This window comes from Streptomyces sp. NPDC096324 (assembly GCF_044763015.1).
GTDB lineage: Bacteria > Actinomycetota > Actinomycetes > Streptomycetales > Streptomycetaceae > Streptomyces.
On the sequence record NZ_JBIWFK010000009.1, the window covers coordinates 411,677 to 426,351 of the forward strand.

Genomic DNA, 14,675 nt, shown 5'->3' on the forward strand with positions numbered 1-14,675 from the left:
ATCCCCGGCCCCCGTACAGGGCCGAGCCGGTCCCCGACTCCACGTCCCGCACGCGCACCGACCTGCGCGTCCGAAATCCGCGAGACCGATCGCTGTGTTCCGCCTAGCCTCAGCAGCATGGTGAACAACTCCAGCGTCACGCCGCCGGCCCGGCGAGCACAATTGCTCGCCGCGGGTGCGGCGACCGTCACCGTCGGGCTGTGGGCCTCCGCGTTCGTCGCGATCCGCAGCGCAGGCGCCGCCTACTCCCCCGGCGCGCTGGCGCTCGGACGGCTGCTGGCGGGAGCCCTGGTGCTCGGTGCCTTCTGTGCCGTGCGCCGCGAAGGGCTGCCGCCGCGCGACGCCTGGCGCGGTATCGCGATATCCGGGGTTCTGTGGTTCGGGTTCTACATGGTCGCCCTGAACTGGGGCGAGCAGCAGGTGGACGCCGGTTCGGCGGCGCTGGTCGTGAACATCGGCCCGATCCTCATCGCCCTGCTCGGCGCCCGACTGCTGGGGGACGCGATGCCGCCGCGGCTGCTGGCCGGCATGGCGGTGTCGTTCGCGGGCGCGGTCGCGGTGGGGCTGTCGATGTCCGGCGGCGGCGGTTCGTCGGTGCTCGGGGTCGTCCTGTGTCTGCTCGCGGCCGTCGCGTACGCGGCGGGGGTCGTCGCGCAGAAGCCGGCGCTCGGGCGGGCGAGCGTGCTCCAGGTGACGACGTTCGGCTGTCTCGTCGGGGCGGTGGTGTGCCTGCCGTTCGCGGGACAGCTCGTCCACGACGCGGCCGCCGCTCCCCTCTCGGCCACGTTCAACATGGTCTATCTCGGTGTCTTCCCGACCGCGCTGGCCTTCACGACCTGGGCGTACGCCCTGTCCCGGACGAGTGCGAGCCGCATGGGCGCGACGACGTACGCGGTGCCCGCCCTGGTGGTGCTGATGTCCTGGTTCCTCCTCGACGAGGTCCCGGGTCCGCTGACACTGGCCGGCGGGGCGCTGTGTCTGGCGGGCGTGGCGGTGTCGCGGTCCCGGACGCGCCGGGAACCTGCCCCGGCGAAGCCGGCCGTGCCGGGTGCCGCCGCCGGAACGGCCTCCGGGCCCGGTGCGACACCCGCGCCGGTGCCGACCGCGGACGCGGACGCGGGCGCGGCTCCGGCTCCGGCTCCGGCTCCGGCTCCGGCTCCGGCTCCGGCTCCGGCTCCGGCTCCGGCTCCGGCTCCGGCTCCGGCTCCGGCTCCGGCCGATGGCGCCGCGCCCACGACGGGCGCGGAGGCGGGAAGCCGGACCGGACAGGCCTGATCGCGGACCGCCTCGGGGACTCTCGCGTCCTTCCGAGGCGGCCCGGAGGCGCCGGCCGCGGGTGGTCCGCAGGCCTCAGCCCGGGGCGTGCTCCGCGGGCGTCAGCCGCTTGCGTCAGCCCCAGGCGTCGGAGACGACCGCCGGTGAAAGACGCGGTCAGAAGACCACCAGCGCCCGGCCCCCCTTGCCCGCGATCATGTTGTCGAAGGCCGCCGGGATGCCGTCCAGGGCGATGCGGTCGGTGACCAGGCCGCCGAGGTCCAGCCGGCCCGCGCGCACGTGCTCGGCGAGCACCGGGAGATCGCGTGCCGGGTCGGAGTTGCCGTACACGCAGCCGGCGAGGGTCCTGCCCCAGTGGAAGATCTCCAGGGCGTTGAAGGTGACCTGCTGGTCCTTGCCGCCGATGCCGACGACGGTGGTACGGCCACCGCGCCGGGTCGACTCCCAGGCGGTACGGATGGTGACGGCGCGGCCGACGCACTCGACGGCGACGTCGACGCCGTGACCGCCGGTCAGGGCGCGGATGGCGCGGGCGGTGGTGTCGGAGGCGACGACGTAGTCGGTGGCCCCTGCCTCACGGGCGAGGGACTCCTTCCCGGGCGACACGTCCACCGCGACGATCTTCGAGGCGCCCGCGATCCGGGCGGCCTGGACGGCGGCGAGCCCGACCCCGCCGGCCCCGAACACGGCGACGCTCTCGCCCGGCTGGACCTGGGCGGAATGGTGGACGGCACCGTAGCCGGTGAGGACGGCACAGCCGAGCAGGGCGGCCTCGGTGAGCGGGATGCCGTCCGGGGCGGGCAGGACGCAGGAGACCGGCACCACCGTCTCCTCCGCGAACGCGGCGACGTTCAGGCCGGGATGCAGATCGCTCCCGTCGGAGGCGCGGCGGGCGTACACCGATCCCGCGCCGGTCAGCGCGTCGGCGCACAGCCACACCTCGCCCAGCGAGCAGGCGTGACAACGGCCGCAGGAGGGAGCCCAGTTGAGGACGACAGGGGAGCCTGCGGCTACCTGAGCGACACCCTCACCCACGGCGACGACGGTGCCGGCGCCCTCGTGGCCGAGCACGGCGGGCACCGGGACCCGCATGGTGCCGTTGGTCAGGGACAGGTCGGAGTGGCAGACCCCGGCGGCGGCGAGTCTCACCCGGACCTGGCCCGGTCCGGGATCGGGGAGGTCGATCTCGGCGATCTCCAGCGGGGCACCCACGGCGGGAAGGACGGCGGCGCGAACCACGTGAACGCTCCTAGAACTGGAGGGACTTGGTCTGGAGGTACTCGGACAGGCCGTGGGCGCCGAGTTCGCGCCCCACGCCCGACTGCTTGTAACCCCCGAAGGGGGCCAGGGGGTTGAAGCGACCGCCGTTGATGTCGACCTGGCCGGTGTCGAGCCGCCGCGCGAAGGCGACCGCCTCGGACTCCTCGCCCGCCCAGACCGCGCCCGCGAGCCCGTACACGGTGCCGTTGGCGATCCGCAGGGCGTCCTCCTCGTCCTCGTAGCGCAGGATCGACAGGACAGGACCGAAGATCTCCTCCTGTGCGATCGTCATCCGCTCGGTGACGTCGGCGAAGACGGTGGGGCTGACGAAGTAGCCCTGTTCGCGCGGGGATTCGGGGCCGCCCGCGACGAGCCGCGCGCCCTCGGCGACACCCTTCTCGATGTAGCCGCGCACCCGGTCCCGCTGCTTGGCGTTGACCACGGGGCCGATGCGGTCGCCGTACTTGGCGGCGACGGCCGCGGCGAGCTCGACCGCCTCGTCGTAGCGCTCGGCGGGGACCAGCATCCGGGTCCAGGCGCTGCACGTCTGGCCGGAGTTGGACATCACGTTGGCGACGCCGACGTTCACGGCCTTGGCGAGGTCGGCGCTCGGCAGGATGACGTTGGCGGACTTGCCGCCGAGTTCGAGGGCGACGCGCTTGACCGCGGCGCCCGCGGTCGCGCCGATCCGCCGGCCGACCGCCGTGGAACCGGTGAAGGAGACCAGGTCGACGTCCGGGTGCTCGGCGAGCGCCTGGCCGGCGACCGGACCGAGGCCGGTGACGAGGTTGAAGACACCGGCCGGGACGCCCGCCTCGGCCACGGCCTCGGCGAAGAGCTGGGCGGTGAGCGGGGTGTCCTCGGCGGGCTTCAGCACCACCGTGCAGCCGGCGGCGAGCGCGGGGGCGACCTTGGCGACGATCTGGTGCAGCGGGTAGTTCCAGGGCGTGATCGCGCCGACGACGCCGACGGGCTCCTGGTAGACGGTCGAGTTGCCGACCTTCTCCTCGAAGGCGTACGTCGCCGCCAGCTCGGCGTAGGAGCCCGCGACCAGCACCGGGACGCCCGCGTGCACGGCCTGGGAGAACGCGAGCGGCGCTCCCAGCTCGGCGGTGACGGTCTCGGCGATCTCGTCCTTGCGGGCGGCCAGGACGTCCCTGAGTGCGGCGAGGCGGGCGGCCCGCTCGGCGGGCGGGGTGGCGGCCCAGCCGGGGAACGCGGCACGCGCGGCGCGCACGGCGGTGTCGACGTCCAGGGCCGTGCCCGCCGGGACGTGGCCGATCACCTGCTCGTCGACCGGGTTCACGACCTCGATCGTGTCCCGTCCGGCGGCGGGGCGCCACGCCCCGTCGATGTACAAGCCGTCATGTGCCTTCATCGTGTTCCTCCCGGGCGGGGGCAGCGTCGTCCGGACCCTAAACTAGCGATGATAGTTTTGCGGCGCCAGGGTGACCTTCCGCACCGCAGGTCACGGGCACCGGTCAGCTGTCCCCCGAGGAGTCCGCGCCGCCCGCCCCGGGGAGTCACTCCTCCAGGTCGGGCAGCCGCTCCGGTGCCGGGCAGATCCGCTCGCCGCTCCGGTCGAAGACGAACAGATGGGCCAGGTCCACGAGGAGCGGGACCTGCATGCCGTGGCGGAGGTCGATGTCGGGAGTGGTGCGCACGACGAGATCGCCGGGCAGCCGCCCCTCGGGGGGCGTGTGCCCGGCGTGATCGGCCTCGTCGTCGGCGGGATGGTCGAGGACGACGACGGGTCCGGCCCGCAGCGCCCCGGCGCGTCCCCGCAGCCGCTCCAGGACGGTGCCCTCACGGCGCCGCCGACGCGTCGGGCGGGACGGGCGCGGCGACTCCAGATCGGGCACGAAGGCGGGCTGCGAGCCCGTGTTGAAGTGGACGAGGACCTCGTGCCCCTGGAACTCCACGTGCTCGACCAGACCGGTGATCGCCACCTCGCCCGGCCGGGCCTGCGACGGTCCCGCGAGCCGGATGGCCTCGGAGCGCAGTCCGACGATCACCTCGCGGCCCTGCTGCACCCGGAGCAACTGGTGGTCCAGACAGAGGGGTTCGGGCAGGCGCAGATACTGCTTGCCGAGGCTGATCGTCATGGCGCCGTCGAGCGGGGCCCGGACGAGTCCGCGCAGCAGGTTGATCCGCGGGGTGCCGATGAAGGCGGCGACGAAGACGTTCGCGGGCAGGGCGTAGACCGTGCGGGGCGTGCCCAGTTGCTGGAGGACCCCGCCGCGCATCACGGCGACCCGGTCGCCGAGCGACATGGCCTCGGCCTGGTCATGGGTGACGTAGACCGTGGTGGCGCCCAGGTCCCTGGTGAGTTTGGAGATCTCGGCCCGCAGATGGTTGCGGAGTTTGGCGTCGAGGTTGGACAGCGGCTCGTCCATCAGGAACGCGGAGGGGTGGCGCGCTATCGCCCGGCCCATCGCGACGCGCTGCCGCTCGCCGCCGGAGAGCTGGTTGGGGAAGCGGTCCAGGAGGTCCTGGATGCCGAGCATCCGGGCGGTGGCGTCCACCCGGGCCCGGGGGTCCTCGCCGGGCGTCTCGATCCGCAGCGGGAAGCCGATGTTGTCGCGGCTGGTCATGCTCGGATAGAGGGCGAAGTTCTGGAACACCATGGCCATGTTCCGCTCGGAGGGCGGCACGTCATTGGAGTACTCCCCGTCCAGGCGCACCTCGCCCTCGGTGACCTCCTCGAGTCCCGCGATCATCCTCAGCACGGTCGACTTGCCGCAGCCCGAGGGGCCGAGCAGCACGAGGAATTCGCCGGGCCGGATGTCCAGCGAGAACCGTTCCACCGCACGGGGTCCGCGGGAGTACGACTTGCTGACGTGGTGCAGGGAGATGGCGCGTGTCATGACAGGTGCCCCCGGGGGCGTGCAAGGCGCTGGTGCTCCGCGGCCGGTCGTCCCGTACGGGTCGTACGGGACCTTGAGTCACGGAAGCTAACGGACCGCGCACGTCCGGGGGAAGAGACGTGGCGGTATCGGACGGGCGGGTTCGGTACGGGCGGAAACGGACGATCGGCTACCGGTCGGGCCGGGGACGGGCACGGGAGCCGGCGGCACAACCGCGGTACGCCGTACCGGTGTTCGCCTCAGTGGCGGCCGGCCCGCCCCAGGATCTGTGTGAGGTGGGCGAAGGCGATGACGTTGGCGGCGTATCCCGTCCTGTGGTCGTAGGCGCCGCCGCAGGTGATCAGACGCAACTCGGGGCGCCCGCGGTCGCCGTACACCTCCTGGTCGGGGAAGTGCGCCTTCGCGTAGGTGCGTACGACGTCCACCGTATAGACGGCGGTCCGCCCGTCCACGCGCCGTGCCTCGACGCGCGCGCCGGGACGGATGCGTTCGAGCGGGGCGAAGACGGCGGGTCCCGTCCGGGTGTCGCGATGGCCGACGACGAGGGCCGTGCCGCGCTCGCCCGGCGAGGGGCCGTTGGTGTACCAGCCGACGGGCTTCGGGTCGTCCACGGGCGGGGCGGTGAGCCGTCGTCCGCTGTCCAGTCGGAGCCCGATGACCGGTGCGTCGACGCCGAGGGAGGGGATGCGCAGGGAGGCGGCCCGGGAGCGTGGCAGCGGTGCGGGCGGGGGTGCCGGCCGGGCCGCCCGGTGGGGGGCCGGGGACGGATGCCGCCGCCCGCCGTGCGCGTCGCCGCCGGGGCGGGCGTCCGGCGTGTGCCCGGTGCCCGCCTTCCCGGACGGCGCCCGGGAGGCGGCACCGTCGCCGCGTACGGCTCCGGACGCCACCGTCCCGGCGGGCTCGTCGTCCCCCGCCCACCAGACGCCGCCCACCACCAGCGCGACAACGACCACCAGGGTCCTCGTCAGGCGGTAGGCGCGCGTCCGGTGCCAGGGCCTCCGCTGCCTACGCGGCGCCATCGTTGCGTCGGCGCAGCCGCAGGAACACGACTCCCCCGGCTACGACGAGACCGGCGGCCGCCGCACCGGCCACGGGCGAGAAGTTCCGCGCGTGGGCGAGTCCGCCACCGCCCGCCGGCGGTCCGCCGTTGGGGCCCTGGGCACCCTGGAAGCCGCCCGGTCCGCCCTGCTGTCCACCGGGGCCGCCGGGGCCGCCCTGCTGACCAGGTGTCGCGCTCGGCCCACGGCTCGGTCCGCTCTGCCCGCCGGGTGTCCCGATCGGTCCGCCGTTCCCGGCCGGCGTCGGGGTCGGAGCGCTCACGGGGCAATCGACCCTGAAGACCTTGCTCTTGCCCGCGCCGTTCTCGCCCTGGAAGTTCCAGGTCAGCTTGTACTGGCCGTCGGGCAGGGTGAAGATGCGGGTCCCGGCGCGCCCGGTCGGGGACGCGGCCAGCGTGCCCGCCAGGACGGGGTCGCCCGCGGCGCCGGGCTGGTGCGCGATCGACCAGGAGGCCTGCTGGCCCGCGTCGAAGCCGAAGGCGTCGAGGTAGAACCGGCAGACCTTCGGATCGTCCCGCTGGTTCTCGAACGGCGTGTTCGCGTCGTGGACCTTGACGTCGCCGTTGTCACCGGGGGCGGCGACGGCGGCCGGGGCACCGAGGAGAGCGGTGCCCGCGACCGCGAGGGCGGCGAGGGCACCGGCGCGGCGCCGGGGCACGGAGAGGGCGCCGGCGCCGCGTTGGGGCGCGGGGAGGGCGCCGGCGCCGCGTTGGGGCGCGGGGAGGGACGGGGTGGGCATGCGGACTCCTCCGAGTCAGATGATTTTCATATGAATTTCAGGTCATCTGACTACTTCTCACAGAAGGTCCGCCCAGGGCCGTAACTGCGCCCGGACCCCCGTCAGGTATCGCTCTACCGGCGCAAGGGCGCCCCGTCGCCCGGGTGCCGGATCAGGGGCGGGCCGTCAGCTCCACGGGCACCCCGTTGAGAACCGCCGTTCCGGACAGCGGGTCGAGCAGCGAGCCGTCGAGAAGCTGGTTGACGTTGACGCCGGGGTCCAGGGAGGCGTGGCTCATCCGGGTGCCGGGACGGTCGTGCCCCCAGCCGTGCGGAAGGCTCACCACCCCGCGCCGAACGGTGTCGGTGACCTCCACCGGCGCGGTCACCTCGCCCCCGGCGCCCTTGACGCGCACGGCGGAGCCGTCCACGAGCCCCAGCCGGGCGGCGTCGTCGGGGTGGACGTGCAGGGTGCAGCGGTTGGAACCGCCGGTGAGCGCGGGGACGTTGTGCATCCAGCTGTTGTTGGAGCGCAGATGACGGCGGCCGACGAGGACGATCGCCGCCGGGCGTTCGCGCAGCGCGTCCCGCAGCCGCGGCAGATCGCCCGCGATCGGCTCGGGAAGCAGCTCGATCTTCCCGCTGCGGGTTTTGAGCCGGCGCGGGAGGCAGGAGGCGAGCGGTCCGAGGTCGATGCCGTGCGGGTGCGCCAGCAGCCGGTCCAGGGTCAGGCCGTCGGGGCGCGCGCCGAAGCCTTCGCCGTACGGGCCGAGGCGCAGCATCATGTCGAGCCGGCGCTCGGGGCCGTTCTCGCCGGTGAGGGCGGCGGCGAGTTCCCGCGGGTCGCGTCCGTGCACCGGCGAGGCGGTGTCCCCGACCGCCTTGGCGAGGGTGCCCTCGACGACCATGGTGTCCACGGCGGACGGGTCGGCGCCGTGCATGCCGGTCGCGGCGAGGACGAGCCGGGCGAGGATCTCGGTCTCCGCCATCCGGCCCTCCTCCAGGGGGACGGCGGGGCGGTTGTAGCGGACCTGGTTGCGGACGGCGAGGGTGTTGAACGCGAAGTCGTGGTGCGCGCTCCGGGAGGGCGGGGGCGGTGGCAGGACGACGTGGGCGTGGCGCGAGGTCTCGTTCAGGTACGGGTCGACGCTGACCATGAAGTCCAGCGATTCGAGGGCCTTGTCGAGCCGGAGGCCGTCGGGCGCGGACAGGACGGGGTTGGCGGCGACGGCGATGAGGGCGCGGACCGGGCTGCCGTCCTCGGTCGGGGTGTCTATCTCCTCCGCGAGGGCGGCCAGCGGCAGTTCGCCCTTGGCCTCCGGGTGCCGGCTCACGCGGCTGTGCCAGCGGCCGAGCGCGAAGCCGTGACCGGGGCCGGCCGGACGGGGCGTCCGGTCGGTGGCGGCCGTCGGGAAGAGGGCGCCGCCGGGCCGGTCGAGGTTGCCGGTGAGGATGTTGAGGACGTCCACCAGCCAGCTCGCCAGGGTGCCGTGCGGGACGGTGCAGCTACCGATGCGGCCGTAGACGGCGGCGGTGGGCGCGGCTGCCAGCTCGCGCGCCAGCTCACGGATCGTGCCGGCCTCCACCTCGCAGGCCGCGCTCGCCGCCTCGGGGGTGAAGTCCCGCAGCACGTCCGGGAGTTCGTCGACACCCTGGACGTGCGGGGCGAGCGCGCCGAGGTCGACGAGCTTCTCCTCGAACAGGACGTACGCCATCGCCGCGAGGAGCATCGCGTCGGTGCCGGGACGGATGGACACGTGGCGGTCGGCGAGCTTGGCCGTGCGGGTGCGGCGCGGGTCGATGACGGTCAGCGTGCCGCCGCGGGCCCGCAGCGCGCGGAGCCGGCCGGGGAAGTCGGGGGCGGTGCACAGACTTCCGTTGGACTCCAGCGGGTTGGCGCCGATGAGCAGCAGGTGGTCGGTGTGGTCCAGGTCCGGCACGGGGATCGCGTTGGCGTCTCCGTACAGCAGGCCGCTCGACACGTGCTTGGGCATCTGGTCGAGCGTGGAGGCGGAGAAGACGCTGTGCGTGCGCAGGGCGCCGAGCAGGACGGCCGGGTAGAGGGCGCCGGCCATGGTGTGCACGTTCGGGTTGCCGAGGACGACGCCGAGGGCGTGCGGCCCGTACCGCTCGACGACCGGGCGCAGTCCGGCGGCCACGGCGTCGAAGGCCTCCTCCCAGGTGGCCTCGCGCAGTTCGCCGTCCTCGCGGACGAGGGGGGTGCGCAGCCGGTCGGGGTCGCCGTCGGCCGCGCCGAAGGAGGCGCCCTTCGGGCAGATGAAGCCCTTGCTGAACACGTCGTCGCGGTCACCGCGGGCGCCGGTCACCCGGGTGCCCTCGATGGTCAGGGTGAGCCCGCAGGTGGCTTCGCACAGGGGGCAGACGCGCAGCGCGGTTCGGGAGTCGGGGGTGGTGCCGGAGGTACGGGACACGGGTCCTCCCGGAGGCGGTGGCTGTGGGTGGCACACGGACGCGAGCGAGCATACCGACCGGTACGCATGACGGGGAGGGCATGGCGGTGGTCACGTCGGATTTCCGCGCGCGGACGGCAACGGCCCCCGGGGGACAGGGCCTGGCTAGTCGAGGACCCTGGCCAGGTACGCCCGCAGGAGCTCGCGCGTCTCCTCGATGATCCGTTCGTCCCCCTCCGGATCGACCCGGAAGGCGAGATGGACCAGGGTGTCGGCGCTCTCGACGGCCACGAGGAAGCACCGGCGCAGATCGTCGTCCGGGGTGCGGTCGAGATAACCGGAGAGCAGGTCGGTGAGACGGTCGGCGACCCGGGTGTTGGGCTCGGCGTACCGGGCGCCGACGGGGATCTGGTTGCCGAAGTCGACGAGGGAGAAGCCCGGCGCGGTGCGCTTCATGGCGAGGTACTCGTCGAGCACCGCGTCCATCGCGGCCCGCCAGTCTCCCCCGTCCGTCTCGCGCAGGCTCTGGCCGACGCGCTCGGTGTAGAGCTCCAGGTTGCGCTGGGCGAGCGCGTCGGCCATCGCCCGTTTGTTGCCGAAGAAGCGGTAGACGGAGCCGATGGGCACACCGGCCCGCTGGGCCACGGCCCGTGTGCTCAGCCCGTCGTAGCCCACCTCGTCGAGGAGGTCGGCACAGGCGTCGAGGATTCTGGTCAGACGTTCTGCGCTACGCCGCTGTACGGGCGCTCTGCGGAGCGATGTCGCATGGGGCACGCTCTTCATGATGCCTTTCCGCCGGGGTCGGGTGAACCTCGCCCATAGGTACGCACCTGCGTGCCGTGACCACTCATTTCCGGCGGACGCCTCCGTGCCGTGACCACGCGGTGCGGCCCGGAACCGCCGCCCTCGACGGCGTACGGGCGCACGGCACCGGCCTTCCGCGAAGGCGTCCGGGCGCCGGCCCGCGGGGCCGCCGGTGTCAGCCCTCCGCGGCGGAACCCGAGGCCGTGATGTCGGCCGTGCTCTCCACGGGCTTGCCGCGGACGGCCCACACGGTGCCGTCGTCCGCGTACAGCCGCGCGGTGACGTGGTGGGTGCCGCGCGGCACCAGGTCCTCGGCCAGGTGGTACTCGGCTGTGCGCAGCCGCGCGACGGTACGGCCGTCCACGTACAGGTGGGCGATGCCGTGTCCGGCGACCGGCACGGCGCGCGTACCCGCGGGCGAGAAGGCGAAGTCGCGGACGGTCAGCCGCACGTCCCAGCCGGTGGCGGGGTCCGGCTGGATCTCGATCGCGACCTGGGGTGCCCCCTTCTTGTCCACCTCACGGTAGAGCCGTCCCTCCTCGTCCATCTCGTCGAGCAACGTGCCCACGGGCGAGGCCGAGATCCTGGTCTCCCGCTCGTGCGCGTCACCGGTGCCGCAGCCCGCGGTCCCGCCGGTCAGGGCGCAGACCGCGAGCGCGGCGAGCAGAGCACGTGTCCACCGCATGTGCGGGAGCGTAGAACAAGGCCCGCCACGGCCGGATCCCCCTGAAGTCGGGTTCTTCGAGCCCCCGGACGCCCTTGAGGACTAGTCCCCTGGCACATCCGGCCAATCCGCGACCCGATCCGGTCCTCCCCTTGCGCGGGACGGAAGCGAATCCTACGGTGATGCATAGGAATCGGGCGCGAGGGAGCGATCATGAGCGGGGACGCGAGGAAGACGGCCGAGGGGCTGGCCTACCTCACCGGATTCGGCAACGAACACAGCTCGGAGGCGGTCCCGGGGGCCCTGCCGCACGGCCGGAACGCGCCGCAGCGCGCCCCGCTCGGCCTGTACGCGGAGCAGCTCAGCGGCTCGGCGTTCACCGAGCCGAGGGCGTCCAACCGGCGTTCGTGGCTGTACCGGATCCGGCCGTCGGCCGCCCACCCCGCGTTCACCCGCGCCGACAACGGCGCGGTGCGGACGGCGCCGTTCACGGAGACGGTGCCCGATCCGAACCGGCTGCGCTGGAACCCGCTGCCCGAGCCCCCCGCCGGGACGGACTTCCTCGCGGGCCTGTGGACCCTCGGCGGCAACGGCGACGCGAGTCAGCGCACCGGCATCGCGGTGCACCTCTACCACGCCAACGCGTCGATGGAGCGGGTGTTCAGCGACGCCGACGGCGAGCTGCTGATCGTGCCGGAGCGCGGCGGCCTGCTCCTGCGCACCGAGCTCGGCCTGCTGCACGTGGAGCCGGGTCAGATCGCGCTGATCCCCCGGGGGGTGCGCTTCCGGGTGGAGCTGCTGGACACGGCACCGGAGGGCGGTCGCGGCCGCGGCTCCCGGGGGTACGTGTGCGAGAACTACGGGGCGCCCTTCCAGCTCCCCGACCTCGGCCCGATCGGCGCCAACGGCCTCGCCAACGCCCGTGACTTCCTCGCCCCGGTCGCCGCGTACGAGGACGTCGAGGGCCCGGTCGAGGTGGTGAACAAGTTCTGCGGCAACCTCTGGACGGCGACGTACGACCACTCGCCGCTGGATGTCGTCGCCTGGCACGGCAACCATGTGCCGTACGTCTACGACCTGCACCGTTTCAATGTGATCGGCTCCATCAGCTACGACCACCCGGACCCCTCGATCTTCACGGTGCTCACCTCGCCGTCCGACACCCCCGGGCTGGCCGGTGTCGACTTCGTCGTGTTCGCGCCGCGCTGGCTGGTGGGCGAGGACACCTTCCGGCCCCCGTACTTCCACCGGAACGTGATGAGCGAGTACATGGGCCTCATCGAGGGCGCGTACGACGCGAAGGCGGAGGGCTTCGTGCCGGGCGGCGGCTCGCTGCACAACATGATGTCGGCGCACGGACCGGACGAGGAGACCTTCCTGCGCGCCAGCGCCGCCGAGCTGAGGCCGCAGAAGATCGACGACGGTCTGGCGTTCATGTTCGAGACCCGGTGGCCGGTGACCGCGACGGCCCAGGCGGCCGGGGCGGAACATCTCCAGCGCGGCTACGACGACGTGTGGAAGGGGCTCGGACGGCACTTCCGTCCGGCCGGCTGAACGGCACCGGCCGTTGCCTTCCACGCCCGCGACCGGTACGGATACCCTCGTGACCTCCTTCGCTCCCGATTCGATCGTCCTGAACCGCAAGCTGCCGCTGTGGTATCAGGTGTCGCAGTCCCTGCGTGCCTCCATACTCGGCCGCACCCCTCAGGATCCCCTGCGCCTGCCCACCGAGGAGCAGCTCGCGGGGCACTACGGGGTGAGCGTGCTGACCATGCGGCAGGCGCTCAAGGAGCTGGAGGTCGAGGGTCTCATCACCCGGCACCGCCGGCGGGGCACGTTCATCGAGCCGAGCGCCCGGCGAGGCGCGCCGGTGCGGCTGCTCGGCTCGGTGGACGCGATCGTGGCCCAGCAGTCGGGCATGACGACCGAGCTGCTGGACCAGGGGAAGGCGCCCGTCTCCGGCGAACTGGCGGAATTCTTCCCGGATGTGGACGAGGTGGCGACGTACCACCGGCTGCGCAGCGACGAGACGACGGGCGAGCCGACGAACCACGCGCGCAACTACCTCCGGCCGGAACTGGCCGACCGCATCGACCGGGAGGACCTGATCCGCTGGCCGATGACCAAGGTGCTGCGGGACGTGCTCGGCGTCGGCATCAGCCGGATCACCGACACGGTGGAGGCCACGCTCGCGGACCCGGAGACGGCGCGGCTGCTCCAAGTGCCGCTGCTCAGCCCGATCCTGCGCTACACGGGCGTCATCCACGGCACGGACGGGCAGGCGCTGGACGTGGCCGTCATCCACTACCGGGGCGACCGCTTCTCGTTCACGGTCACCCTCGACGCGCACTGACGATGACGTACGGGGACGGCGGGCGGCGCCCGCGTCGTACGATGCCGAGCGTGACGTCCGACGCCGCTCCGCTGCTCGCGGATCTCATGCCGTGGTCCGTCGCACCGCCGAGGCTGGGCCGGAGGTGGCCGACGGCCCCCGACGCGACCTCCCTGAAAGCACGCTGGGACGTCCTCGTCCGGGCCGAGGGGGAGGACCGCGAGGCACTGTTCGAGCCGACACGGGCGCGCACGACGCACTCCGCGGTCGCCCAGCTCCCGGGCCAGTCCAGCGGAACGGCCCGCCTCGCACGGGTGTCGGACCCCTGCCCGGCGCCGGTGCGCGTGCTGAGCGCCCCCTTCGACGAGCAGTGGCTGATTCCGGACCACAGGCTGATCGACTCGGCCCGCCCCGAGCTGTGGCGGGTGGCGGGTGGGGAGCAGGTCTTCGCGGTCGAGCAGACCCCGGTGCCCGACTCCTCCGGTCCGGCGCTGCTGGCCGCGTCCGTGCTGCCGCTGAGCGCGGGCCGCGGCGGGCGGGTGCGCCCCCTCTACCGGCGCCCCGGCGGCCGCGAACCGAACCTGGCGCCCGGCCTGTTGGAGTATCTGGGCGCGCGCCTCGGACACACGCCCACGCCCGTCGACGTCCTCGCCTGGACGATGGCGGTCGCGCGGCACGGCCGGGACGGCTGTCTGGTCCCGCTCACCGCCGACCCGGACGTGTGGTCGTACGGCGTCGAGTTGGGGCGGCGCGTGCTGCGGCTGATGCGGCGCGACGGCGAGCGCCCCAAACTCCCCGGCGGCCGACGGCCCTACGTGCGCGCGCCGCTGTCCGCCCTCCCCCGGGGAACCCGGCCGGCCACGGGCCCCCACCTCACCGACCCGTACTACGACCGCGCCGAGGAGTCCCTGCACCTCGGCGAGGGCAGGATCTCGCCCGTGCCGCCCGAGGCCTGGGACTTCGAGGTCGGCGGCGTGCGCGTGCTGGAACAGTGGTTCGCGGCACGGACCGGGCCGAGCGAGCCGGGCACGCTGGAGGCGATCGGTCCGGCCGGCTGGCCGCAGGCGTGGACGTCCGAACTCCTCGAACTCGTCACGGTCCTCGCCCTGCTCGCGGAACTGCGGCCCCAGCAGGCCGCGTTGGAGCCGCGCACACCGATCACCCGGACGGAACTGCGCACGGCCGGGGTGCTCCCCGTCCCGGCCGCGGCGCGCCGCCCGGCCTCGGTGCTCGACCACCACGAAGAGGGTCCGGAGGGCCAGTTCGCGCTGCTCTAGGATCCGCCGA

Annotated in this window: 11 protein-coding genes and 1 pseudogene; 4 read left to right on the top strand and 8 right to left on the bottom strand. The window is 73.6% G+C overall.

Going from position 1 to position 14,675, the window contains the following annotated elements:
- Positions 1–117: 117 nt before the first annotated feature.
- Positions 118–1,068 (top strand): annotated as a pseudogene (locus ACIQ7M_RS26790) (DMT family transporter); the annotation flags it as partial.
- A gap of 363 nt (positions 1,069–1,431) precedes the next feature.
- On the opposite strand, the gene ACIQ7M_RS26795 reads toward ACIQ7M_RS26790, so the two are convergent.
- The 8 genes from ACIQ7M_RS26795 to ACIQ7M_RS26830 form a co-directional block, all read right to left on the bottom strand.
- Positions 1,432–2,514, bottom strand: a complete 1,083-nt coding sequence (locus ACIQ7M_RS26795) for a Zn-dependent alcohol dehydrogenase (protein ID WP_403648821.1) — start codon at positions 2,512–2,514, stop codon at positions 1,432–1,434.
- Positions 2,515–2,524: 10 nt separating this feature from the next.
- Positions 2,525–3,913, bottom strand: coding sequence for an aldehyde dehydrogenase family protein (locus tag ACIQ7M_RS26800; protein WP_403648824.1), 1,389 nt, complete (start codon positions 3,911–3,913; stop codon positions 2,525–2,527).
- Positions 3,914–4,058: 145 nt separating this feature from the next.
- Positions 4,059–5,402, bottom strand: a complete 1,344-nt coding sequence (locus tag ACIQ7M_RS26805) for an ABC transporter ATP-binding protein (protein ID WP_386985179.1) — start codon at positions 5,400–5,402, stop codon at positions 4,059–4,061.
- 239 nt (positions 5,403–5,641) lie between these two features.
- Entirely contained in the window at positions 5,642–6,355 is a 714-nt protein-coding gene (locus ACIQ7M_RS26810) for a class F sortase (protein WP_403648827.1), read from the bottom strand.
- 52 nt (positions 6,356–6,407) lie between these two features.
- On the bottom strand, positions 6,408–7,199 hold the full coding sequence (locus tag ACIQ7M_RS26815) for a hypothetical protein (RefSeq protein ID WP_403648830.1): 792 nt from the start codon (positions 7,197–7,199) through the stop codon (positions 6,408–6,410).
- A gap of 151 nt (positions 7,200–7,350) precedes the next feature.
- Entirely contained in the window at positions 7,351–9,609 is a 2,259-nt protein-coding gene (locus ACIQ7M_RS26820; protein ID WP_403648833.1) for a molybdopterin oxidoreductase family protein, read from the bottom strand.
- Between the two features lie 144 nt (positions 9,610–9,753).
- The gene (locus ACIQ7M_RS26825; protein WP_355769774.1) at positions 9,754–10,371 is read right to left on the bottom strand and encodes a TetR/AcrR family transcriptional regulator; all 618 of its coding nucleotides are present in this window, start codon (positions 10,369–10,371) and stop codon (positions 9,754–9,756) included.
- 196 nt (positions 10,372–10,567) lie between these two features.
- Positions 10,568–11,077: a hypothetical protein gene (locus ACIQ7M_RS26830; RefSeq protein WP_403648836.1), complete on the bottom strand. Its 510-nt coding sequence runs from the start codon at positions 11,075–11,077 to the stop codon at positions 10,568–10,570.
- A 192-nt stretch (positions 11,078–11,269) separates the two neighbouring features.
- On the opposite strand from ACIQ7M_RS26830, the gene hmgA reads away from it, so the two are divergent.
- Genes hmgA through ACIQ7M_RS26845 form a run of 3 tightly spaced genes read left to right on the top strand, consistent with a single transcriptional unit; the run spans position 11,270 to position 14,665 of the window.
- Positions 11,270–12,610, top strand: a complete 1,341-nt coding sequence (hmgA, locus tag ACIQ7M_RS26835; RefSeq protein ID WP_386985187.1) for a homogentisate 1,2-dioxygenase — start codon at positions 11,270–11,272, stop codon at positions 12,608–12,610.
- Positions 12,611–12,659: 49 nt separating this feature from the next.
- On the top strand, positions 12,660–13,409 hold the full coding sequence (locus ACIQ7M_RS26840; RefSeq protein ID WP_355769767.1) for a GntR family transcriptional regulator: 750 nt from the start codon (positions 12,660–12,662) through the stop codon (positions 13,407–13,409).
- A gap of 41 nt (positions 13,410–13,450) precedes the next feature.
- Positions 13,451–14,665, top strand: coding sequence for a type ISP restriction/modification enzyme (locus tag ACIQ7M_RS26845; RefSeq protein ID WP_403648840.1), 1,215 nt, complete (start codon positions 13,451–13,453; stop codon positions 14,663–14,665).
- Positions 14,666–14,675 lie beyond the last annotated feature (10 nt).